The following is a 22,084-nucleotide window of genomic DNA, read 5'->3' as shown; positions in this document are numbered from 1 at the left end:
GTCTGCCCTAGCGCGCCACGGCCGGCACGGGCAGGGCGGCAGGGCCCGGGCGCGCCGACGCCTCCCCGTCATCCTCCAGCCCGGCAAGCACATCCTCCTCGGCCACCAGGTGCAGCTGCAGCAGCGCCTCCAGCGCGAAGAGCGTACGGCGCAGGGAGGGGATCAGCGCCGGCCAGGGAACCCCCTCCTCCGCCAGCCGCAGCGCCGTGGCGATGCGGCCGGTCAGGATCTCGATCTCGGCATGCATCCGGACCAGCGCCGTCATCGCCTCGCTGCCCAGGCGCTGCGCCGCGGCCGGGTAGAGCATGCGCTCCTCGGTCTGCTGGTGCGGCAGCAACTGCTCCTGCAACTGGCGGAGCAGCGCGGCGAGGGTGGCGGGCTCCGCCTGCTCCGCGCGCATCCGCTCCGCCGTGGCGCGGATCATCTCGGCCAGGGAACGCAAGGCGGCGTGTTCTGCCATGCGCTCCGCCAGCCCGGCCAGGGCGGGCAGCGCCGCCGGCCGGCGCTCCGCCCGCCCCGGCCGCAGCGCCGTCAGGGCGAAGAGAATGGCCAGCACGTCGACCCCTTCCTGCAGCAGCGCGCCCTGCAGCGGCGGCAGCAGCCCCGCAGCGGCCGGCAGCATCGCCGCGACCGAGGCGCCCATGCCCAGGCCGATGGCCCGCAGCGCGATGCCGCGCGACCGCCGCGCGATGGCGATGGCCTCCGCGACACGGTCCACGCGGTCCACCAGCAGCACGATGCCCGCCGCCTCGGCCGCCGCGGCGGTGCCGGCCGCACCCATGGCGATGCCGACCTGGGCCGCGGCGAGGGCGGGGGCATCGTTCACGCCGTCGCCCACCATGGCGGTCGGTGCCGCGGCGGCCTCCGCCCGCAAGGCCTCGATCTTGTTGGCGGGCGACTGCTCGGCCAGCACCGCGTCCAGCCGCAGCGCCCGCCCGACCGCCAGCGCCGCCGCCTGCCGGTCGCCGGACAACAGCACCAGCCGGCGCAGCCCCAGGGCGCGGAGCTGCCGCACGGCACGCGCCGCCTCGGGCCGCGGCGTGTCGCTCAGCACGAAGGCGGCCGCCACCTGGCCATCCACGCCGAGCCAGGCGACCAGGCCGCCCAGCCCCGCCAGGGCGGCATCCGACCCGAAGCCCGGCGCCGGCGCCAGGCCGGCATCGCGCAGATAGGCCTCGCCGCCGAGCAGCACCGTCCTGCCCTCCACCACCCCGCGCAGGCCGCCGCCCGGCGTCTCCCGCACCGCCTCCGGCGGCGCCAGCGCCATGCCCTGCTCCAGCGCCGCGTCCCGCAGGGCGGTGGAAACCGGGTGGGCCGACCCCTGGGCCAGAGAGGCCGCCAGCCGCAGCGCGCCGGCGCGGCCCAGCGCCGGCTCGGCATCCACGGTCGCCAGGGCCGGGCGGCCCGGCGTCAGCGTGCCGGTCTTGTCGAACACCACCGTGCGGACCCCGGCCAGCTGCTCCAGCGCGCCGGCATCCTTGACGATGATGCCGCGCCGCGCCGCGCGGCCGATGCCGGCCATCAGGGCCACCGGCGCGGCCAGGATCAGCGGGCAGGGCGTGGCCACCACCAGCACCGCCAGGGCGCGCAGCGGGTCGCCGGTGGCCAGCCAGGCGCCGCCGGCCACCAGCGCCGTCAACAGGACGAAGGCCACGGCCCAGCGGTCCGCAAGCCGCGTCAGCGGCGCCCGGCTGGCCGTCGCGGCCTCGGTCAGGCGGATGATGGCGGCATAGGTGCTGCCGGCGGCGTCGTGGCTGGCGCGCAGGCGGAAGGCCGGGCCGGCATTGACCGCCCCGCTCTGCACCGCCGCGCCCCGCGCCAGCGCGACGGGCAGGGATTCGCCGGTCAGGGCGCGCAGGTCCAGCGTCGCGGCGCCATCCGCCAGCAGGCCGTCGGCCGGCACGGTGTCGCCGGGGCGCACCAGCAGCAGGTCGCCCGGCCGGATGGCGGCGACGGGGATGTCCTCCAGCCGCTCGCCTTCCAGCCGCTGCGCCCGGCGTGGCGTGCGGGCCAGCAGGTCCGCCAGCGCCGAGCCCGCGCGTGCGCCGGCCCAGGCCTCCAGCGCCTCGCCACCCGCCACCATCACGGCGATCACCGCCGCCGTGGCCGCCTCCCCCGTTGCCACCGCGGCCAGCACGGCGGCCAGGGCGATCACGTCCACGCCCGGCCGGCCGCCGCGCAGGCTGCGCCAGAGGCCGGCCGCCACATGCAGGGCCACCGGCAGCGCCGCGGCGCTCCAGACCCAGCCAGCGGCCACACCGGCGCCGCGCATCCAGAGCACCGTTCCGGCAGCCAGGCCCAGCAATGCCCAGCCCAGCCGGAGATGCTGCCGTCCCTGCCGTCCCATCGCCCTGTCCTTGGCCGTGCATGGCAAACCGGGCGCCCCCCCGGCCCTGACGCGGATCAGGGCAGGCCACGCCGCCGGATCAGTCAGCCTGCCAGCACGGGCTCCTGCGCGCCAGATGCCTCCTGGCGCTGCTCGGCCTCCCGCACCACGGCGATGGTCCGCAGCAGGCTGGCGGGCGTGACGCTGATCGCCTCGATGCCCAGCGCGACGAGATAGGCGGCGATCTCCGGGTAGTTGGCCGGGGCCTCGCCGCAGATGCCGACATGGCGGTGGTTGCGCCGCGCACCGCTCACGGCCTGGCGCAGCATCTCCAGCACCCCCGGGTCGCGCTCGTCGAAGTCGAAGGCCACGGTGGCCGAATCGCGGTCCACGCCGAGCGTCAGCTGCGTCAGGTCGTTGGAACCGATCGAGAAGCCGTCGAACAACGCCGCGAAGCGGTCGATCAGGATCACGTTGTTCGGGATCTCGCACATCATGTACACTTCCAGCCCCGCCTCGCCGCGCTTCAGCCCGTGCCGCGCCATCTCGGCCAGCACGCGCTCCGCCTCCTCCAGCCGGCGGCAGAAGGGCACCATGACCCGCAGATTGGCCAGCCCCATCCGCTCCCGCACCTGGCGGATGGCGCGGCACTCCAGGGCGAAGCCCGGCGCATAGGCCGGGTGGGCGTAGCGGGCGGCTCCGCGGAAGCCCATCATCGGGTTCTCCTCCGCCGGCTCGAAGCCGCTGCCGCCGAGGAGCCGGCCGTATTCGTTGGTCTTGAAGTCAGACAGCCGCAGGATCACCGGCCGGGGGTGGAAGGCGGCGGCGATGGTGCCGACGCCCTCGGCCAGGGTCTGCACGAAGAACGCCTCGGCCGAGGCGTGGTGCCGCGCCAGCTGCGCGATGGCCTGCCGCTCGGCCAGGGAGGCGACCCTGTCCGGCTGCACGCAGGCCATCGGGTGCACGCCGATCTGCTCGCTGACGATGAACTCCATGCGCGCGAGCCCGACGCCGGCGCTGGGCAGCATGGCCGAGCGGAAGGCCAGCGCCGGGTTGGCCAGGTTCAGCATGATCTTCGTGCGCGGCAGGACGGCGACATCGGCGGCGATGCGGCTCACCACGAAGGGCACGGCACCCTGCAACACCTCGCCGGCCTCGCCCCTGGCGCAGCACACCGTCACCTCGGCGCCATCGGCCAGGGCGCCGAGCGCTCCCGCCGCGCCGACCACGGCCGGCACGCCCAGCTCGCGCGCCACGATCGCCGCATGGCAGGTGCGGCCGCCGCGCTCCGTGACGATGGCGGCCGCCGTCTTCATCACCGGCTCCCAGTCCGGGCTGGTCGCCTCGGCCACCAGCACCTCGCCCGGCCGGAAGGCGGCGAGATCCGCCGCGCCGCCCACCCGGCGCACCTGGCCCGTGGCGATGCGCTCGCCCACCGCCTTGCCGGTCACCAGGACCGGGGCCGTGCCGGTGAGGCTGAAGCTCTCCACGGCCTGCGCCCCGCGGCGCGAGGCCACCGTCTCCGGCCGCGCCTGCAGGATGTAGAGCTGGCCGTCCAGGCCGTCCTTGGCCCATTCGATGTCCATCGGCACGGGATGGCCGGCGGCGGCCGAGTAATGCGCCTCGATGATCAGGGCCGCCTCGGCGAGGGAGAGCACCTCCTCGTCGCTGATGCAGAAGCGGTCCCGTTCTGCCTCCGGCGTCGGCAGGTCGATCGTCGGCTCCGCCGCGCCGGGCCCGGCATAGACCAGCCGGGTCTGCTTGCGCCCGAGCGCGCGGCGCAGCACGGACCTGTAGCCGGCGCGGAAGGTCGGCTTGTGCACGTGGAACTCGTCCGGGTCCACCTTGCCCTGCACGACATTCTCGCCAAGCCCGTAGGAGCCGGTGACATAGACCACGTCGCGGAAGCCGGATTCCGTGTCGAGCGTGAAGATCACGCCACTGGCGGCGAGATCCGCGCGGACCATCCGCATCACGCCGACGGAGAGCGCGACCTTGAAATGGTCGAAGCCGTTGTTGGCGCGGTAGACCACCGCGCGGTCGGTGAAGAGCGAGGCGCAGCAGCGGCGGCAGGCCTCCACCAGCGCTTCCTCTCCGCGGATGTTCAGGAAGCTCTCGTGCTGGCCGGCGAAGCTGGCATCCGGCAGATCCTCCGCCGTGGCGGAGCTGCGCACGGCCAGGGCCGGCTCGGCACCGGATTCCTGCCGCAGGCGGCGATAGGCGCCGATGATCGCGGCCCGCAGCGGCGCGTGGCCGGTGGCCTCGTAGACGATGCGGCGCGCCTCGGCGGCGCGGCGGGCCAGGGCGGGGATATCCGTGACATCCAGCCCGTCCAGCGCGCGGTGCAGCGCGGGCCAGGCAGAGGCCGCATCCAGGGCGGCGCGGTAGGCATCGGCGGTGACGCAAAAGCCGTTCGGCACGCGCAGCCCGGCCGGCGTCAGCCGCCCGTACAGCTCACCGAGCGAGGCGTTCTTGCCGCCGACCCTGGCGGTATCACCCAGCCCCACCTGGTCGAACCAAAGGATCATCCCGCTTCCGGCCATGGCCTGCCCTCCCAAATCATGGGCGCCGTCCTGCACCGGGCCGCAGGGCGCCGCCCTGACCTCGATCAGGAGGGGCAGGGCCGGGGCCGTGACGGCCGGGCGGCTCCGCCAGGGTCAGGCACCGGTCGGGATCTCACCCATGCCGCTTCGCGGGCCGCGCCGGAGGCGGACGCCACGGCGCTGGAGGTCGCGCAGCTGGAGGTACATCATCGCGGCCATGAGCGCGTCGGTCCCCGCGTCGTGCAATCCGAGGTTGGGAATGCCGAGGTCCCGGAGGATCGTGGCGAAGCGGAGGTCCAGCACCGTGCCCGGCGGCGCGCCGCCGTATTTGCGGTCGTGGTAGAGACGGGAGACCTCGATCCGGCGGTTCGGCAGGCTGGTGCGGAGCCGGTCCCGCACATACCGGTCGAGCATGCCGGCGTCGAAATCGATGTAGTAGCCGAGGAGCGGCCGGCTGCCGATAAAGCGCAGCAGGTCCGGCAGCAGGTCCTGCATGCCCGGGCCCGTGCTGATGTCCTGGTGGCGCAGCCTGTGCACCTTGATCGCGGCGGGTGGCGGCATCACCGCCGGCCGCACCACGGCCTCGAACCGTTCGCTCAGCAGGATGCGGTTGCCGCGGAGCCGTATCGCCGCCAGCGCGACAATCTCGTCGCGCCGGATATCCAGTCCGGTCGTCTCCAGGTCGAGCGAGACCACCTCCTCCTCCGGCCAGGGATCGAACAGGAAGCCATAGGCCGGGTCGGCGAGCCGTGCCCGCAACCAGCGCCGCCGCACGGCCTGCAGGATGCTCACGGCCCGGCTCCCCGCATCCTCAATGGCCTCGCAGATTGTAGTGGCTGCGGATCACCTCGCGGAACTGCCGCACGATCCGCAGGGCGTCGCGCAGGATGTCGCGGTCGGCGCTGGTCAGCAGGCCCAGCCGCACGGCCGCATCGGGCCCCGGCGTGCCGCGCCGCGCGGCCTCGAGCTGGGCGCGCAGCCGGAACTCCATGAAAACCCGGAGCGCCCCCACCAGCTCACGCCCCAAAGCCGCATCCAGCGCCCCTGCCTCGACCAGCGCCGCGATCCGGAGTGCCGTGGGCTGGGCGGTGATGCCGCGGCCGATGGCCAGGGTGCGCACGCCATGAACCAGCGGGAAGATGCCGGCGCGCTTGATATCGACCTCGTCGGAATTCATGCCGACCGAGGCGAGAAGCGAGCCGAGCAGCCCGACCTGCGGCTCCGCGAAGGTATCCACCAGCTGGGCGAAATGGGCGAGCAGGGCCCCCTCCCCGCGCAGGGCAGTCAACAGGGTCATCCGCGCCTGCTCGAGCAGCTCGCCGCGGCCGGAAACGGCGGCCGCGTCCCAGAAGATGGCCAGGTTCATCGCCGCCTCGGGGCTGCGGTCCACAACCCAGCCCCTGAGCTGGCGCTGGAAGCCGTCGAGGGTCTGCGACCACAAGGGGTTGCGGACCATCACCCCACCCGGGCAGCGCGGGAAGCCGAAATCGTCCAGCGCCCGGGTGAAGGCCTCCCGGAACGCGGCCAGATCCGGCTCCGGCACCGGCGTTGCCAGGAGAAGGCCGTTATCCTGGTCCGTCCGGAGGGTCTGCTCGCCACGGCCTTCGGAACCCATCAGCAGCAGGCATCCCCCGCTCTGCACCGATGGCGGGGCGACCAGTTCGAAGAGGCGCGCGAGCAGCCGGCGGTTGAGGTCGGAGGTGATCTCGGCGATCGCCTCGATCCGCACGCCTTGCCCGTGCAGCCGCAGGACCTGCGCCTGGATGTCGCGCGCGGCCACCGTGAGGTCCTCCACGCCGCGGGCGCGGTCAATCCGGCCCGGGATCAGCTGCGAGTTGCCGGCGACCAGGCCCAGGATATCGATGTCCTCGAGAAAGCCGACATAGCGGCCTTCCCGCCGCACCGCGAGGCGCCGCTTGTCGTGCCGTGTCATCAGCAGGATGGCCTCGTAGAGGAAATCCCCGGCCTCTATGGAGACGACATCGAAATGCGTGACATCGCGGACGGGGGTTTCGAGCGGCAGGCGCCGCAGGACGACCGCCTTCGAGAGGTTCATGCCCGTCACGACCCCGGTGCGGTCCCCATCGCGGACGAAGAGGGCGTTCGCATTGACCCTCCTCATGCGGTGGCCTGCTGCCTCGATCGTCTCGCCGCCGTCGATGACGTTCGAATCCCCGCGCTGGGCGTCGCGCACGCGCGCGCGCAGCACAGATTCGAATCCATCCGGCCGGCGCGCCCCGGCCAGAGCATCGAGCTTGCGCGAGACCTCAGCATAGAAGAAGGCGGCGAAGCCCGCATTGCGGCTGATCAGCCTCGTGACGGCAGGGCGGGGGACCAGATGGCACAGCGTCTCTTCCGCGGCGATGAAGTCCTCCCCGGCCGCGCCATGCACCAGGGCGCGCGAGTCGAAACTGTCGCCCGCGCGCAGGAGGGCTGTCATGGCACCGTCCTGCCGAACCTCCACCACGCCCTTGATGATGACGTGGAGCTGCCCGGATGGCTTGCCCGCGGCCACGATGACATCACCCGGCGCGAAATAGCCGATATCGGCGCCCGCCCTGATGTCCTCGACCTCCTGCTGGGTCAGGCGGTCGAAGGGCGGATTGCCGGCATCGAAGCTCTCGGCCACCTGCATTGCTCCCCCGGTGCTGCATTTCCAGGGCCCGGGCCGCCTGTGGCCCGGGCTGTGTCCCGGCGGACGGCGGCGCCGGGTTGGCGTCAATGCACGCTGGCGCCTGCCGCTCCCAGCCCGGTCTCCGACCGCACATACTGCATGTTGAACGCGGCCTGCTCCCGCCGGGCCCGCTCGCCGCTGTCCATCTTGGAGAACAGCCAGATCCCGGCGAAGGCGATGGTCATGGAGAACAGCGCCGGGTTGTCGTAGGGGAAAAGCGGCGCGGCGTAGCCGAAGGTGTTCACCCACACGGCGCGGCTGAACACGACCATCAGGACCGCGCTGATCAGCCCGAGGAAGCCGCCGATGAAGGCACCCTGGGTGGTGGTCCCGCGCCAGAAGATGGACATGAGCAGGACGGGGAAGTTGCAGCTGGTGGCAACCGAGAAGGCCAGCCCCACCATGAACGCCACGTTCTGGTTCTCGAAGACGTAACCGAGGAAGATCGCGACCAGTCCGATCACGATCGCTGTCCCCTTCGAGATCCGGACCTCCCGCTGCTCATTGGCCCGGCCGCGGGCGATGACGGAGGCGTAGAGATCGTGGCTCACGGCCGATGCGCCGGCGAGCGTCAGGCCCGCCACCACCGCGAGGATGGTGGCGAAGGCGACGGCGGAGATGAAGCCCATGAAGAGCGAGCCGCCAACGGCATCGGCCAGATGGATGGCCGCCATGTTGGTGCCGCCGATGAGGTCGGTGATGCGGTTGTAGCCGCCGCCGGGCCCGGTCCGGAAATAGGCCGCGTCGTCCATCAGGAAGGTGATGGCGCCGAAGCCGATGATGAATGTCAGGATGTAGAAGTAGCCGATCAGCCCGGTCGCGTAGAACACCGACTTGCGCGCAGCCTGGGCGTCCGACACGGTGAAGAAGCGCATGAGGATGTGCGGCAGCCCTGCCGTGCCGAACATCAGCGCGAGGCCGAGCGACAAGGTCGAGACCGGGTCCGCCACGAAGTTGCCCGGCGCCATGATGGATTGCTGCCGGGGATGCATGGCGACCGCATCGGCGAACATCGCCGCCGGGCTGAAGCCGTAGCGCCACAGCACGGCCAGGGCCATGAAGGTCGCGCCGCCCAGCAGCAGGCAGGCCTTGATGATCTGAACCCAGGTCGTGGCCTTCATCCCTCCGAAGGCGACATAGACGATCATCAGGATGCCGACGATGAAGACGGCGTAGAGGTACTTCATGCCGAAGAGCAGCTCGATCAGCTTTCCGGCGCCCACCATCTGGGCGATCAGGTAGAAGGCGACGACGACGATCGTCCCGGTCGCCGAGAGGATGCGGATGGGCGTCTGCTCGAGCCGGAAGGACGCCACGTCGGAGAAGGTGAAGCTGCCCAGGTTGCGCAGCCGCTCGGCTATCAGGAACATAATGATCGGCCAGCCGGCCAGGAAGCCGATCGAGTAGATCAGCCCATCGAAGCCGCTCGCGAAGACAAGGCCGGAGATGCCGAGGAAGGACGCGGCGGACATGTAGTCGCCCGCGATCGCGAGGCCGTTCTGGAATCCGGTGATGCCGCCGCCGGCCGCGTAGAAATCCGCCGCCGACCTGGTCTGCCTGGCGGCCCGATAGGTGATCCCGAGCGTCGAGAGCACGAAGATGAAGAACATGACGATGGCGGGCCAGTTCAACCCACGGCCGGCCGCAGCCGCCGCGCCCTGCGCCCATGCCGCTGCCGGGGCGGCACAGAGGAGGAGGGCCGCCAGGAGGGGCGGAAGCATCCTGCGGGGCATCATGACAGCACCTCGTCCTGCAGGCTGCGGGTCAGCTCGTCGAACCGGCTGTTCGCACGGACGACGTAGATGCCCGTCAGCACGAAGGCCGCGACGATGACGCCCAGGCCGAGGAGGATGCCAAGGGTCACGACGCTGCCGCCGATCCGCACCGCCATTAGCTCTTTGGCGAAGGCGACAAGAACGATGAAGCCGAAGTAGAGCCCGAGCATGAGCGCCGAGAGGATCCAGGCGAAGCCCGAGCGTTGACGCACGAGCGCCTGGAAGTTCGGGCTGCGAAGGATCCGCTCATGCGAGGTCTCCGGTCGCTCATTCTTGTCCATGAGATCATCTCCTGTTGTGCTGGCTGAAAAGCCGCTTTCCTGGAAACAGGTGTTCCCGGCCCGCCCGGCCGATGATCCGGCCGTGGCCGTCCGTGTCGCGCCGCACGCCGTCGCCCACGCCGCACCGGCCGGGGAAGGCGGAGAGGCAGGCCTGGATGAAGCGCTCATCGTCGTTTCCGGAACAGCGACGGCACGCTGCACCGTGCGCGCCGCTCGAACACTGCGACAGATCAGGATGACCCCTCAGTCTGGATCGGTACCGGAACAGGCGCCCGGCACCACGGAGGCGAGGGTCGGCCTGGCGGAGCACGGGCATGGCACTGCCCCCCGCATCACGGCCTGCCGGAGAGACGGCCGCGCAGGGGGGCAGCGCCGGTTCGCCATCCCTCATGCCCGGTTCGGTTGGCTGGCTGGTGCGGCAAGGGCAGCAGCGAGGCATTCTTGGTTGCGGTTCAGCCAGAACTCACAACCGGACCGCTCGCAAGGCGGCGCAGATGCCAGAATTCCACGCGAAGAACGCGGCGCCGAGGGCGGCCAGGACAGGGCCTAGTTGCGCGCCCTTGTCTCGGCCAGAGTGCCGCAGCACTGCCGGAGGCGGCTGGCATAGGCGGCGCTGACCTCGGCATGGCGCGCCATGGCTTCGAGCAGCACCGTCATCAACGAGGCATAGGCCGCCGGCAGATCCTGGGGACGCCGGCAGGACAGCATATCCTCCAGCCCCTTGCCGTAGCCGGTCTGCGCCGCGCCCAGCACGTCGAGCTCGCGAATGAACGCTTCGCCCATGATCTTCTGCGCTTCCAGCATCGTCCGGTAGGACGTCTGCCATGGGACGTTCAGCATGGCATCCGGCCAGGCCGCACCATCGCTCCACCCGAAGGGAGGAGCCTTGGCATCGGGGCCCGCGGAGGTAACCTGATCATCGGGGGGCATGACCTGCTCCTGTCACATGGTGCCACCCCATCGGTGGCACCGCAGGCTGCCGCGCCGCGCGCTGCAACGGCACTGATCTGGATCACCTCCGGGACGGAGTCCCGGATCTTGGTTTCTGCGGCCCGGCGCGGAGGGCACGCCTTTGTGGACAGCATGCCTGCAAGGTGCTGAAGATGATCGGCACGTGCTTACCGGAGACGCAGCAACGGGCGCAGCACCATGATATTTTCAGGCCGCCTGGGAACATGGATGCGCGGCGGGCGCCGGGCTGGTCCGGCGGCCCCTGCGCCGGCGCGCTCTCCTGGCCCCGCAACGCAGGATCGCGGCACTGCCGGGCGCACGGCCCCGCGTGTTCCGGGCCTGGCCGCCTTGGGCACGCTGCTGGGGCGGGCCTTCCGGCGGCGGCCGGTCCGGCAAGGCCGGGATGCCGAATCACCTGCTGCAGCGTAAGGCGGAGATCGCCCTGGGGGAGAGCGAGGAGCGCTACCGCACCCTCTCCGACGCGACGCGCGAGGGCGTTGCCATCCACCACCTCGGGCGCATCGTGGACGCGAACGCGGCGTTCTGGCGCATGTTCGGCTATGCCGCGCTGCAGGAGGTGATCGGCCGCGAGACCCTGGACTTCGTGGCGCCCGAATTCCGCGAGGATGCACTGCGCAGCGCCTCCTGCGGCAATGGCAGGCCTCACCGCGGCCGGGGGCTGCGGGCCGATGGGTCGACCTTCTCGGCCGAGTTCCAGGGCTCGCCGGTTGCCTACCGGCGCCAGAGGATGCAGGTCCTCATCGTCCGGGACTGCACGGCGGAAGAAAAGGCGCGGCAGAGCCTGCGGGAGAGCGAAAGAAACCTTCGCCTGACACTGGAGACGCTGGATCTCGGCGCCTTCATGTCGCGCACGCCGGAGGGCGTGGTCACCTACTGGTCGGCCGGCTGCGAGCGGATCTTCGGCTGGAGGGCGTCGGAAGCGGTCGGCTACCCGCTGCACGAGCTTCTGCGCACGGTGTTTCCCGTTCCGGTGTCGCAGATCCAGCAGGCCCTGCTGGCATCGGGCGAGTGGTCGGGCGAGCTGGTGCAGCACACGCGGAGCGGGGAAGCGCGCAGCATCGCCGTGCGCAAGACGCTGCGCCGCGGCAGCGACGGGGTGCCGCTCGTGGTGATGGAATCGGTGGTCGACGTCACGCCGCAGCGGCGCGCCGAGACCGCGCTGCGCGAGCGGTCGCGCCGCCTGGCGCTGTTGTCCGAAGCCGCGGCGAACCTGCTGGGCGCAGGCGATCCGGAGCAGGTTCTGCGGGGGCTCTTCGCCACGCTCTCGGCGGATCTGGGCGTGGATGCGGTGTTCAGCTACCTGCCGGAAGCCCAGGCGTGGCGGCTGGCGGCGGGCATCGGCCCGGATCCCGGCCAGGTCGCGGCCTTCAGCCTCCTGCCCTCCGGCCCGGCGATCTGCGATGCCGTGGCGCGGAGCCGCGCGCCGGTGCATTGGACGGCGCAGCCGGATCCGGCGGCGCCGCAGGAACAGGCCGCCGCTCCGCCGCGCATCCAGGCCTATGTCTGCTTTCCGCTGCTGGCCGGGGAGGATGTTCTGGGCGCGCTCGCCTTCGCCAGCCACGCGCGGGAGCGCTTCCAGGAGGAGGACGTCGCGTTCCTGGCCACCATCGCGCAGCATGTCGCGGTTGTGCGCCGGCGGCTGCGCGCGGATGAGGAGTTGCGCAAGGCGGAGCGGCGTTCGCGCGCGCTGCTGGAGGCTGCGCCGGTCAGTATCGCCCTGCTGGAGCCCGGCTCATTGCGCGTGCTGCGGGCCAACCAGCGTGCCTGCCTGGAACTCGGCTACAGCATGGCGGAATTCACCACGTTGCGGATCGCGGATCTGGAGATGGCCGGCACCGCCGGGCACAGCCTGGCCATCGCGGCCACGCAGCTCGGGGCGAAGGGCGACGAGATCAGGACACGCTTCCGCAACCGCGCGGGCGACAGGCTTGACATGCTGGTGCGCGTCGAACCGGTGGAGATCGACGGCGAGAACCTGGTCTATGCCTCCTGGACCAACGTCACGGAGCTGAGCCGCATCCGCTGGGCGCTGGAGGAAAGCGAGGGCCAGCTCCGCTCCATCCTGGCCACGGTACCGGATGCGATGGTGGTGATCGACGAGAGCGGCCGCATCGTGTCCTTCAGCGCCACGGCGGAGCACCTGTTCGGGTGGCAGGCAGTGGAGGTCCTGGGCCAGGAGGTGTCGGTTCTCATGCCGGAGCCCGACCGGTCGCGGCACGCCGGCTACTTGTCGCATTACCTGCGGACGGGGGAGCGCCGCATCATCGGCATCGGCCGGCGGGTGCATGGCCAGCGCCGCGATGGCTCGGTGTTCCCGATGGAATTGACGGTCGGCGAGGTCAGGACCAAGGAAGGCCACCTGTTCACGGGCTTCCTCCGCGACCTGAGCCAGGACGAGGCATCGCAGCGGCGCCTGAACGACCTGCAGACGGAGCTGCTGCACGTCTCCCGCCTCAGCGTGGCGGGCGAGATGGCCTCCGCCCTGGCGCATGAGCTCAACCAGCCGCTGACCGCGATCGCCAGTTCCACCAGGGCCGCGCTGCGCCTGCTGGAAGCCTCGCCCGGCCATGCGGTGCTGCCGCCGCGCGTGCTGGAAGCCTTGCAGCGCGCCGCCAGCCAGTCGCTCCGCGCCGGGCAGATCGTGCAGAGGCTGCGCGACTTCGTGATGAAGGGCGAAGTCGAGAGGGAACCCGTCCTGCTGCCCGATATCATCGGCGAGGCCAGGGAGCTGGCGCTGCTGGGCGTCGCCCATCATGGCGTGGAGATTTCCATCCAGCTCGACCAGGACCTTCCGCCGGTTCTGGTGGACCGGGTGCAGATCCAGCAGGTGGTGCTGAACCTGATCCGCAACGCGGTGGAAGCGATGAGCGAGGCAGGCGGCCAGCCGTGCCGGCTGACGATCAACGCCACGCGCCGCGGCGCCGGGATGCTGGAGGTCGCGGTGCGCGACACCGGGCCGGGCCTTTCCCCCGCCGTGGAAGCCCGGCTGTTCGAGCCTTTCGTGACCACCAAGCGCGGCGGCATGGGGGTTGGCCTGTCCATCTGCCGCTCGATCGTGGAAGCGCATGACGGCCGGCTGTGGAGCGAGCCGAACCCCGGCGGGGGCGCGGTGTTCCGCTTCACCCTGCCGCTGCTGGTGCCATCGGACGCCAGGCTGCTGCAGGAGGAGAAGCCATGACAGCGGCGGCAGCACCCGGCCCTCGCCCAGGTCAGCCCATGGTGCATGTGATCGACGACGATGAGGATGTCTCCTGGGCCGTGGCAACCCTGCTGGAAGCGGCCGGAACACCCGCCCGCACCTACGCCTCGGCCGGGGAGTTCCTCGAGTGCCTGCCATCCCTCGAATGGTCGGCAGGGGGATGCGTGCTGACCGACATCCGCATGCCCGGGAAGGACGGGCTCGACCTGCTGCACGACCTGAGGAGGCAGGGCTTCCGCCATCCGGTGGTCGTCATGACCGCCCATGGCGACATCGCGACGGCGGTGCGGGCGATGAAGGCAGGCGCATCCGATTTCATCGAGAAGCCCTTCGATGACGAGGTTCTGCTCTCCACCCTCCGCACCGCCATGGCCGGGCCGCCCGGCGAACCCGGCGCCCTGGACGACCCGCCCAGGAACGCCAGCCAGAGGACAGACATAGCCCGGGCCGCCGAGCGGGTGGCCACGCTGTCGCCGCGCGAGCGCGAGGTGCTGGAGCTGGCCATGGAAGGCAAGCCCAGCAAAGTCATCGGCTTCGAGCTGGGGATCAGCCCGAGAACCGTCGAGGTCTACCGGATAAAGCTGATGGCCCGGCTCGGCGTCGGCAGCTTTGCCGAGGCGGTGCGCCTGGCCGTGCTGGCGCAGTATGGGCGGTGACGCCGGCGCCGCAGCGCCTCAGCCCGGCTCGGCGTCCCCGAGGGCGGCACGCACGGAGCGCAGCACATCCTCTGGCACCAGGGGGTCGGCATACCAGACCAGGGAATGGCCAGCCGGCGGCTCCACCTGCGCCGCCACGGGCCATGTCAGGATGACAGCCGGGATGACCCTTCCGGCGCGCCGCAGCGGCAGCAGCACCTGCAGGCCGATGCGGTCCGCCTGTGGGCGCTCGGCCATCAGCAGGCAGCACCATCCGGCACTCTCCGCGCCCAGGCTGTCGGCCACCCGCAGCAGCGCGCCGAGGCTGGCGAAGGGGTAGGCCAGGAAGCCGTGCGATTCCAGCATCAGCATCAGGGCGCGCCGGGCCGCGGGATCGGCGCTGAGCACGAGGACGCGGCCGGGCTTGGCGGCCAGAGGGTCGCCCTGCCCGCTTGCGCTCTGGCATGGCTGCTCGCGGGGTGGTTCCCGGCTCATCTGCATGCTGTCCCGTCATCGTCGGTGCAGCCGGGGGCGCCGCCGTGCCTGCCGCGTCCTGCCCAGCCAGCCGCAACCTGAGCCTGCGGCGGCAGCCCTGCCCTGACACGGATCAGGATGAACCAGAAAGTTTAATGCCGGCAGGTGAATACTTGCCGGAACTTCGCTACGTGCTTCTACGGAACGTGATTTTCCGGAATGTTACCGAAACGATAAGGCGCTGATACTGCGCTCGCTCGTTTCGGAAGGAAGTCGACCCATGCAGAGCGTTGCGCTGACCGGCATGCGCTTGCCTTTCCCTTTCACGGTCGCTCCGGAGCGCAGCGGCCGGGCCATCCCCGGCCGGCCAGGCCGGCTGCTGCGCGGCGCCGAGATCTACGCCGAGGGCTCCAAGATCCGGCAGTTCTACAAGGTGGTCTCGGGCGCCGTGCGCGTGTGCCGCGTGCTGCCGGATGCGCGGCGCTTCATCGCGCAGTTCGCCCTGCCGGGCGAGGTCTTCGGCCTCGACGGCGTGGAGGAGCACCGCTTCTCGGCCGAGGCGATAACCGAGGTCGTGCTGATCGCCTTCGCACGCAAGGACATCGACGCCTACATGGACGAGGAACCGCTGGCGGCGCAGTCCTGGCAGGCCTTCACGCTGGAGAAGCTGGCGGCGGCGCAGGACCGCTCGATCCTGCTGGGCTGCCGGAGCGCCACGGAGCGCGTGGCGCACTTCCTGCTCGACCTGGCGGCCCGCAGCTGCCCCGGCCGCCCGTCGGTGGACCTGCCGATGTCGCGCTACGACATCGCCGACTATCTCGGCCTCACGGCGGAGACGGTCAGCCGCGTCCTCACGGCGCTGCGCAAGTCCGGCATGATCGCCATCGAGGACAACCACACCCTGCACATCCTCGAGCGCGAGAGGCTGACCGAGGTCGCCGACCTGAGCGGCGTCCCGGCCTGAGAAGGATGCGCGGCGAGCCCCTCCCGGCTTTCCGCCAGCGGGCCAGCCAGCCCCGGCCTTCCACGATCCTCCAGATTCCCGGCCGCTGGCGGCTCCTCCGGCCGGCACCACCCTCGTCGCAACACAGGCCGCCCGCGGCATGCCGGCTGCCTGAACCTGGAGCGGAGCGATGTCGCTGAAAGACATTCTCGTGTATCTGCCGAGCCCGGAGGTGGCCCCCCGCATCCTGGACCCCGCCATTTCGCTGGCGAAGCACCACGGCGCCCACCTGGCCGCCTTGCACGTCTACAGCCTCGACTGGCCCATGATGGCTGCCGCTGATGGCTATGTCAGCCCGGCCACATGGCGGCTCGTCCTGGAGGAAGCCGAGCAGGCCGCCAAGGAGCGGGCGGAGCAGATCCACACCCAGTTCGAGAAAGCCACCCGGCGCGAGGACATCCCGGCGGAATGGCGCCTCGTGGAGGGGATGGTGGATTCGGTTCTGGTGCAGCACGCCCGCTACGCCGATGTCACGATCCTCGGCCGCTCCGACCGGAACGGCATCGAGGCCGATCTGGCCGAGGAGGTCATGTTCGATGCGGGCCGGCCGGTGCTGCTGCTGCCGCCGAGCCCGCCGCGCGATTTCACGGCCCGGCGCGTGCTGGTGGGCTGGAACGGGCGGCGTGAGGCTGCGCGCGCGGTCGGGGATGCCCTGCCGCTGATCCAGGCGGCGGAGGCGGTGCAGGTCCTCTCGGTGTTCGCCCGGGCGGAGGAGCAGGCAAGCTGCCAGGTGCAGACCGAGGACATCGCGCGCCACCTGGCCCGGCACGGGGCCACCGTCTCCGCTGCCACCACCATGGCCGGCGGCGACCTGCAGGTCGAGGACGTGCTGCTGAGTGCTGCGGCCGATCTCGGCGCGGAGCTGCTGGTGGTGGGCGGCTACGGCCATGGCCGCATGCGAGAGATGGTGCTGGGCGGCGTGACCCGCAGCCTGCTGCATGGCTCGACCATTCCGGTGCTGCTCTCGCACTGATGGCGCGCGGCTCATGACAGGGCGGCGGCCAGGGTGGCGCGGAAGCGCAGCAGGGCCGCCGCCAGCACCGCCAGCCCGATCACGGCCGCCGCCGCGAAGGCGGACCTTGACCGTGTCCAGCCCCGCCCCGCGATACAGGATGGCCTGGGCGAAGGACACGAAGTGGGTGGAGGGAAAGACGATCATCACCGCCTGCAGGGCGCGCGGCATGCTCTCTAAACGGGTATTGCCGCCGGAGAGCAGGATCATGGGCTGCACGATCAGGATGAACAGCAGGCCGACCGCCGTGGCGTAGAACAGGTAGAGTGCCACCCCGGTGAGGAACAGCGCGACGGACCCGGCGATTGGCATGCCGAGCAGCCCGCGCAGCACCAGCCACAGGGAGAGGCCGGCGGCCAGCGTGATGACGGCCCAGCCACCGCCGCCATCGCGGCCCGGGCGGACCCGCGATGGCGGCGGGGCCGGTACCAGCGGCAGGCCGATGGCGGCAGGCGATTCCGGGGCGGGATCACGCGTGTCGCTCATGCCCCCCGGCGACAGCCTCAGGAGGCCGATTTGACCTCGATCCTGCGCGTCTGCTGCGCCGCTTCCGCCGTCTTGGGCAGGATGACCGACAGCACGCCCTTGTCGAAGCTGGCCTCGATGCCGTCGCGCCGCACGCTCTGGGGCAGCTCGAAGGAGCGGCGGAAGCTGCCGAAGCGGCGCTCGGACAGGTAGTGGTTCGCCGTCTTCTCGTCCCGCTGTTCCTTCTTCTCGCCCTTGATGGTGAGCATGTTGCCGGACAGGCTGATCTCCACGTCATCCCGCCCCAGCCCCGGCAGCTCGGCGGTGATGCGGAAATCCTTGTCGCTCTCGGTGACGTCCACCGCGGGCAGGGCGGCGGTGAACGGCATGTCGTTGCGCCAGGGTGGCATCATTTCGCCGCGGCGGAGCGGACTGCCGCCGAAGCCGCGCCAGAGATTGTCGAAGACGCGGTCCATCTCGTCCCGCAGGCCCGCCAGCGGCTGCCAGAAGCATTCCGGCATCGCCGGTGCAGGCGGCTGCACCGGCTGCACGGCCTTCGGGGTGCTTACCGTGTTGTCGGACATGATGATTCCTCCTGTGTCCCATGGCAGCGGCAGCAAATCTCGCTGCCCGCCACGGCCCCTGGTTACAGTCTCCGTGCTCCGGAGCGATGATCTGCGTCAGGCTGACGAGCATTGCGCGCAATGCGCGGCGCTCCACCCGGCAACCGCGGCTGCCGCCGCGGCCAAGCCCGCAGGGCTGTGCAGCAACGTCCCGGTGCCGCACCTGATGGCGGCCTGCCTGGCGGAGTCCACCGGCCTGTCGGGGGCGATGCCGCCGGCATCCGGGAGCTCGCCGCATGCGGGCCGGCCGGCGGGGTGCTGCATGAGGTCCTGCGCGCGGAACTCGCCCGCGCCATGCGCACCGGCGGCCCTGCCACCGGCGCCGGACCTCACCTCCTGGGACGCTGCACCGGAGCGCTGGCGCCGCGAACGGCATAGTAGGCCATCTCGGCAACGTTCACGGCATGATCGCCGATGCGCTCGAGGCCCTTGATGACATACATCAGGTGCGTGCCGGTGTCGGGCTCGCACCGCCCCGCCGACATCTGCTCGAGAACGGCCTGGGAGGCCAGGTCGTAGAGCGCGTCCACATCGTCATCGGACTGGCACACCGCCCAGGCTCCCGCTGCGTCGGCTTCGACCAGGGAGCGGACAGCCTCCTTGATGTTCCGCTGCAGCAGCCAGGCCATCTCGCCCAGCGTCGCCCGGTGCAGCCAATCGGGTATCCGGCGCAGGGCCCGGCTGCGCTTTGCGATGTTCGCCGCATAGTCGCCGATCCGCTCGAGATCATGGCTCGTCTTGAGGACCGCGACGATGAGGCGGAGATCCGCGGCGAGAGGCTGCTGCAGCGCCAGCAGGCGGATGCATGCGGCATCCACGTCGCGCTCCAGGGCGTCGAGCTGCACGTCACGCCGGAGCACCTCCTCGGCGAGGCCGTTGTCATGCTGCAGAAGGGCGGTGCTCGCATCGCTGACCTGGCGGATCGCCCGGCTTCCCATCTCCTCGATCATCAGCCGGAGCTGCTGGAGATCCTGGGCGAGGCGTCCCTGGCCCCTTTCCATATAATGACCCTGCATGACCTCGCTCCACCTGACCCTGCCGGGATGCGCTGCCGGTGTGGAAGACTGGCACCGGAGGCACGGCCCCTGCCCTGACGGACATCAGCCGGCCGGCGCGACCGAAGGCCCGCGGAAGCTGCTCCAGATCAAGGTCCCCCGGAGCACGGGCCTGATACTGCTGCACCGAGGAAACCGTGCAGGAGAAGGAGGCTGTCTCATGCAAGTGCAATCGATCATGACCCGCGACCCTGTGGTCGTGCCGCCCGACATGGCCATCGAAGCCGTTGCGCAGCTGCTGGCGCAACGCCACATCTCCGCGGCCTTCGTGGTGGATGGCTCCGGGACGCCCATCGGCGTCGTGAGCGAGGGCGACCTGATCCGCCGCCTGGCGCCGGCGGGCGAGGAGGCGGGGCTCGGCTGGCTGGCCCGGCAGATGATCAACCGCGACCGCGCTGCCACGCAGTACGTCAGGACACATGGCCGGCATGTCCGGGACATCATGTCGCCCGATGTCGCCGCGGTGGACGAGAACGCCGCCGTCGGCGAAGCCGTGGAAGTGATCCAGAAGCGGAACGTGCGTCGGGTCGCGGTGCTGCGGGACGGCCGCCTTGTCGGGGTCGTGTCCCGGGCGGACCTGCTGCGCGTGATCATCGCGGAGGGCGACCGGGTCGGCACCGCCGGGCCTGACCAGCGCATCCAGCAGGCGGTGGTGGAGGAGATGCGTCGTCACAGCTGGGCCACCGAGCATCTGACCAGCGTGATCGTCGAGAACGGCATCGTCCGCCTGGAGGGATATTGCCGGTCGGAGGCGGCGCGGCGGGCAATCTGCGTCGCCGCCGAGCGCGTCGAAGGCGTGCGGGGGGTCGAGGACAGGATGGAGATCAGCCCCCTGCACGACTACTCGCTGTATCCCCAGATCTGAGGCCACTGCGGGGCCGGGCGGCATCGTCGCCCGGCCTTGTCCTCACAGCGCCAGGGCGGCGTCCTCGGCGGCGGGCTTCTTCTCCGGAAGCTCGGTCATGGTAGCCTCGGTCAGCAGCAGCAGGCCGGCCACGGAGACGGCATTCTCCAGGGCCACGCGCACAACCTTGGTCGGGCCGAGGATGCCGGCGGCGACCAAGTCGGCATACGCGTTCCTCGCGGCGTCGAAGCCGATGCCCCCTCGCCCGCCCGCATGCGCGCCACCACCACGCCGCCATCCGCGGCCGAGTTCTTGGCGATCTGCCGGGCCGGTGCTTCCAGCGCGCGCCTCAGGATCTGCACGCCAGTCCGCTCGTCGCCCTCGCAGGCCCGTTCGAGGATATCGCCGCCGATCACCCCACGCAGGGGCATGAAGGGTACACCCTTCCCGGAGGCCTGCAGCATGGTGTGGATCGCTGGGCAGGTTGCGTCCCGGACGGTGATGGTGCCGGCCTTCAGTGCCGCTGTGAAGCGCGGCGCAAGGCCGGCCTCACCGAGTGATACCGCGCTGGTCTCCACCTCCGTTACACATCCCGCGCCGATAAGCAGGTCGGTCGCGAAGCCAGAAACCGGCACGCCAAGCAGCGCAGCCCGCGCGCGCCGCGTCGGACCAGTGCCTTGGCCAGTGCGACGGAGGGCAAGGAGTTGTCCGGCGGCATCGCGATCAGCGCACCGTCCGGTACACTCGCGGCCATGGCGTCAAGTTCGATCACAGGGCGATCTCCTCCCGCTTGTCTGAGCCGGCCAAGACATGGGCCCTGCCTCGCGCCTCCCGCATGTCAGGCCGTCCTATAGATCTGACGCGTGACATCCATGTGCCGCTCAACGGCCGCTTTATTCCGCGGCCGCAGCGCGACCCGCTCCGCCAGCAGCATCCGTGTCCGTGGCAGATTGCTCGCGCGCCGGGTTGCCTCGATGAGGTACTGGTCAATGATGTCGCGCTGAGCATGGCTGGCGCCGATCGGCGCGTCATTGTTGTGCAAGGGCGCGAACTCGTCGACGGCACCGGGGTAGTCGCCCTGCTCGAAGCGGAGGATACCACGGCAGAGTGGCAGGCCGATCGCCCGCACCACTGCGGCGCTGTCGCCCGAGTCCTGTGCGGCGAAGTCTTCCATCGAGGCAAGGAGACGTTCGGCCGCCTCGAAGCGGTGCTCCTTCGCGAGGGCCATCATGTAATGCAGATCGGTAAAGATCAGACCATGGTCACCGATGCTCTGCTCGGCGAAATCTGCCAGCTGCGCCCATCGGCTCCCAACATCGATCCCGAGCAGTTCCAGCCGTGCCAGCAGCGAGGCAGCGTTCTGGATGTCGAGGTAGAAGGTCGAGCCGTCGTTCCGCACGGAACGGTCATAGAGATCGAGCACCTGCTCATAATGCCCGCTCTCCAGGTGGAACAGGGCGAGGTGCCACCAGAGATGGCCCTTGAAGGGGTTGCGGTCGGACCAGTGGTTCTCCGGCCGCGTCAGCCAGTCGATGCCTTCCTGCTGCCGGTCCTCCATCTCCAGCACATGCGCGACGGCGTGCAGGGCCCATAGGTCGTTCGGGTTGTGCTGCACGGCCAGCCGGCCGAACCTCTCGGCCTCGCGGTACTGGCCGCACTCCTCATAGCCGAAGGCCAGCATTCCCAGCACATTGCCGTAGCCGGGCATCTCCTGCGGCCAGCGGTCAAGCACGGAGGCCGCACCACCACGGAGCGAGTGCTGGCGTCCCGTCCAGAAGCAGTTGAAGTGGTGCATCCGCAGCGCGACGATGTCGAGCGGATAGGCGCTGAGGAGCTGTTCCCAGACCGTGATGGCCTTGCCGGTCCGGCCCTCCGTCCAGGCGCGCAACGCCTCGATGTGCATCCGCTCACGCTCTGTCGCTCCGGCCGCTTCGGCAGCCGCCGCACGCAGCGCCGACTTCGCGTTGTTCAGGACGGAGAAGGACCCGTACATCATGAACTGGTAGCCGCGCAGGCAGTGAGCCATCGCGAAGTGGGGGTCCGCCTGGATCGTGTCCTTGATGGACTGCATCGTGGCCAGGCGATACTCGAGCAGGTTCTGCTGGGCAACGCCGTAGAGTAGCGCAGCATCCTGGCTGGATGTCGTGAGCGGGTAACCCTGAGCGTCCTTCACGTCGCCCCTCCTGCCTTTCATCACGCCGCG

The 22,084-nt window shown here is 70.7% G+C and carries 18 protein-coding genes; 5 read left to right on the top strand and 13 right to left on the bottom strand.

Translation table 11 applies throughout. The annotated features are described in order from the left end of the window. Positions 1-7: 7 nt before the first annotated feature. The 7 genes from CR165_RS20295 to CR165_RS20265 all read right to left on the bottom strand — a co-directional run bounded on the left by CR165_RS20295 (position 8) and on the right by CR165_RS20265 (position 10,529). Positions 8-2,347 carry a heavy metal translocating P-type ATPase gene (locus CR165_RS20295; protein WP_109518763.1) on the bottom strand — a complete coding sequence of 780 codons (2,340 nt, stop codon included), beginning with the start codon at positions 2,345-2,347 and terminating at the stop codon, positions 8-10. 83 nt (positions 2,348-2,430) lie between these two features. Continuing rightward, positions 2,431-4,869, bottom strand: coding sequence for a phosphoenolpyruvate synthase (gene ppsA, locus CR165_RS20290; protein WP_109518762.1), 2,439 nt, complete (start codon positions 4,867-4,869; stop codon positions 2,431-2,433). Between the two features lie 114 nt (positions 4,870-4,983). Continuing rightward, a complete protein-coding gene (locus CR165_RS20285) occupies positions 4,984-5,661 on the bottom strand; it encodes a 3'-5' exonuclease (protein ID WP_245906623.1) in 678 nt (225 codons plus the stop codon). A gap of 19 nt (positions 5,662-5,680) precedes the next feature. Continuing rightward, the gene (locus tag CR165_RS20280) at positions 5,681-7,498 is read right to left on the bottom strand and encodes a DUF294 nucleotidyltransferase-like domain-containing protein (RefSeq protein ID WP_219929804.1); all 1,818 of its coding nucleotides are present in this window, start codon (positions 7,496-7,498) and stop codon (positions 5,681-5,683) included. A gap of 89 nt (positions 7,499-7,587) precedes the next feature. Further along, on the bottom strand, positions 7,588-9,264 hold the full coding sequence (locus CR165_RS20275) for a cation acetate symporter (RefSeq protein WP_245906621.1): 1,677 nt from the start codon (positions 9,262-9,264) through the stop codon (positions 7,588-7,590). Between the two features lie 11 nt (positions 9,265-9,275). Further along, positions 9,276-9,599, bottom strand: coding sequence for a DUF485 domain-containing protein (locus CR165_RS20270; protein WP_109518760.1), 324 nt, complete (start codon positions 9,597-9,599; stop codon positions 9,276-9,278). Between the two features lie 546 nt (positions 9,600-10,145). Beyond that, the gene (locus tag CR165_RS20265) at positions 10,146-10,529 is read right to left on the bottom strand and encodes a hypothetical protein (RefSeq protein ID WP_146201956.1); all 384 of its coding nucleotides are present in this window, start codon (positions 10,527-10,529) and stop codon (positions 10,146-10,148) included. Positions 10,530-10,953: 424 nt separating this feature from the next. On the opposite strand from CR165_RS20265, the gene CR165_RS20260 reads away from it, so the two are divergent. Together CR165_RS20260 and CR165_RS20255 are read left to right on the top strand one after the other, a co-directional pair. After that, entirely contained in the window at positions 10,954-13,749 is a 2,796-nt protein-coding gene (locus tag CR165_RS20260) for a PAS domain S-box protein (RefSeq protein WP_109518758.1), read from the top strand. Positions 13,750-13,787: 38 nt separating this feature from the next. Next, positions 13,788-14,426 carry a response regulator transcription factor gene (locus CR165_RS20255; protein WP_245906619.1) on the top strand — a complete coding sequence of 213 codons (639 nt, stop codon included), beginning with the start codon at positions 13,788-13,790 and terminating at the stop codon, positions 14,424-14,426. Between the two features lie 18 nt (positions 14,427-14,444). Here the strand turns inward: CR165_RS20255 and CR165_RS20250 are convergent, their stop codons facing one another. Next, positions 14,445-14,900 carry a response regulator transcription factor gene (locus CR165_RS20250; RefSeq protein WP_146201955.1) on the bottom strand — a complete coding sequence of 152 codons (456 nt, stop codon included), beginning with the start codon at positions 14,898-14,900 and terminating at the stop codon, positions 14,445-14,447. Positions 14,901-15,159: 259 nt separating this feature from the next. Here CR165_RS20250 and CR165_RS20245 point away from each other — a divergent pair, with 259 nt between their 5' ends. Continuing rightward, positions 15,160-15,843 carry a helix-turn-helix domain-containing protein gene (locus CR165_RS20245; RefSeq protein WP_109518755.1) on the top strand — a complete coding sequence of 228 codons (684 nt, stop codon included), beginning with the start codon at positions 15,160-15,162 and terminating at the stop codon, positions 15,841-15,843. A gap of 169 nt (positions 15,844-16,012) precedes the next feature. Beyond that, positions 16,013-16,855, top strand: coding sequence for a universal stress protein (locus CR165_RS20240; protein ID WP_109518754.1), 843 nt, complete (start codon positions 16,013-16,015; stop codon positions 16,853-16,855). Between the two features lie 542 nt (positions 16,856-17,397). On the opposite strand, the gene CR165_RS20235 is transcribed toward CR165_RS20240, so the two are convergent. Both CR165_RS20235 and phoU read right to left on the bottom strand, forming a co-directional pair. Further along, positions 17,398-17,943, bottom strand: coding sequence for an Hsp20/alpha crystallin family protein (locus CR165_RS20235; RefSeq protein ID WP_109518753.1), 546 nt, complete (start codon positions 17,941-17,943; stop codon positions 17,398-17,400). 368 nt (positions 17,944-18,311) lie between these two features. Then, positions 18,312-18,983, bottom strand: a complete 672-nt coding sequence (gene phoU / locus CR165_RS20225; RefSeq protein WP_281262114.1) for a phosphate signaling complex protein PhoU — start codon at positions 18,981-18,983, stop codon at positions 18,312-18,314. Between the two features lie 214 nt (positions 18,984-19,197). Here phoU and CR165_RS20220 point away from each other — a divergent pair, with 214 nt between their 5' ends. Further along, complete coding sequence (locus CR165_RS20220) at positions 19,198-19,902, top strand: CBS domain-containing protein (RefSeq protein ID WP_181378257.1); 705 nt, start codon at positions 19,198-19,200, stop codon at positions 19,900-19,902. A 42-nt stretch (positions 19,903-19,944) separates the two neighbouring features. Here the strand turns inward: CR165_RS20220 and CR165_RS25155 are convergent, their stop codons facing one another. From CR165_RS25155 to CR165_RS20205, 3 genes are all read right to left on the bottom strand, one after another. Beyond that, complete coding sequence (locus CR165_RS25155; RefSeq protein WP_219929806.1) at positions 19,945-20,100, bottom strand: hypothetical protein; 156 nt, start codon at positions 20,098-20,100, stop codon at positions 19,945-19,947. Positions 20,101-20,464: 364 nt separating this feature from the next. Then, positions 20,465-20,653 (bottom strand): hypothetical protein, encoded by a 189-nt coding sequence (locus CR165_RS25760; RefSeq protein WP_245906617.1) that lies wholly within the window; start codon positions 20,651-20,653, stop codon positions 20,465-20,467. 66 nt (positions 20,654-20,719) lie between these two features. Continuing rightward, positions 20,720-22,054: a tetratricopeptide repeat protein gene (locus tag CR165_RS20205; protein ID WP_146201954.1), complete on the bottom strand. Its 1,335-nt coding sequence runs from the start codon at positions 22,052-22,054 to the stop codon at positions 20,720-20,722. Positions 22,055-22,084: the final 30 nt, after the last annotated feature.

The organism is Teichococcus aestuarii (assembly GCF_003116135.1).
Taxonomy (GTDB): domain Bacteria; phylum Pseudomonadota; class Alphaproteobacteria; order Acetobacterales; family Acetobacteraceae; genus Pseudoroseomonas; species Pseudoroseomonas aestuarii.
This window is presented reverse-complemented; position numbering and strand designations above follow the sequence as displayed.

What these genes read in the sequence shown, in the direction of transcription:
- CR165_RS20295 (WP_109518763.1), bottom strand. Translation starts at nt 2,347, where the DNA reads ATGGGACGGCAGGGACGGCAGCATCTCCGGCTGGGCTGGGCATTGCTG.
- ppsA (WP_109518762.1), bottom strand. Translation starts at nt 4,869, where the DNA reads ATGGCCGGAAGCGGGATGATCCTTTGGTTCGACCAGGTGGGGCTGGGT.
- CR165_RS20275 (WP_245906621.1), bottom strand. Translation starts at nt 9,264, where the DNA reads ATGCTTCCGCCCCTCCTGGCGGCCCTCCTCCTCTGTGCCGCCCCGGCA.
- CR165_RS20270 (WP_109518760.1), bottom strand. Translation starts at nt 9,599, where the DNA reads ATGGACAAGAATGAGCGACCGGAGACCTCGCATGAGCGGATCCTTCGC.
- CR165_RS20265 (WP_146201956.1), bottom strand. Translation starts at nt 10,529, where the DNA reads ATGCCCCCCGATGATCAGGTTACCTCCGCGGGCCCCGATGCCAAGGCT.
- CR165_RS20260 (WP_109518758.1), top strand. Translation starts at nt 10,954, where the DNA reads ATGCCGAATCACCTGCTGCAGCGTAAGGCGGAGATCGCCCTGGGGGAG.
- CR165_RS20255 (WP_245906619.1), top strand. Translation starts at nt 13,788, where the DNA reads ATGGTGCATGTGATCGACGACGATGAGGATGTCTCCTGGGCCGTGGCA.
- CR165_RS20250 (WP_146201955.1), bottom strand. Translation starts at nt 14,900, where the DNA reads ATGAGCCGGGAACCACCCCGCGAGCAGCCATGCCAGAGCGCAAGCGGG.
- CR165_RS20245 (WP_109518755.1), top strand. Translation starts at nt 15,160, where the DNA reads ATGCAGAGCGTTGCGCTGACCGGCATGCGCTTGCCTTTCCCTTTCACG.
- CR165_RS20240 (WP_109518754.1), top strand. Translation starts at nt 16,013, where the DNA reads ATGTCGCTGAAAGACATTCTCGTGTATCTGCCGAGCCCGGAGGTGGCC.
- CR165_RS20235 (WP_109518753.1), bottom strand. Translation starts at nt 17,943, where the DNA reads ATGTCCGACAACACGGTAAGCACCCCGAAGGCCGTGCAGCCGGTGCAG.
- phoU (WP_281262114.1), bottom strand. Translation starts at nt 18,983, where the DNA reads ATGGAAAGGGGCCAGGGACGCCTCGCCCAGGATCTCCAGCAGCTCCGG.
- CR165_RS20220 (WP_181378257.1), top strand. Translation starts at nt 19,198, where the DNA reads ATGCAAGTGCAATCGATCATGACCCGCGACCCTGTGGTCGTGCCGCCC.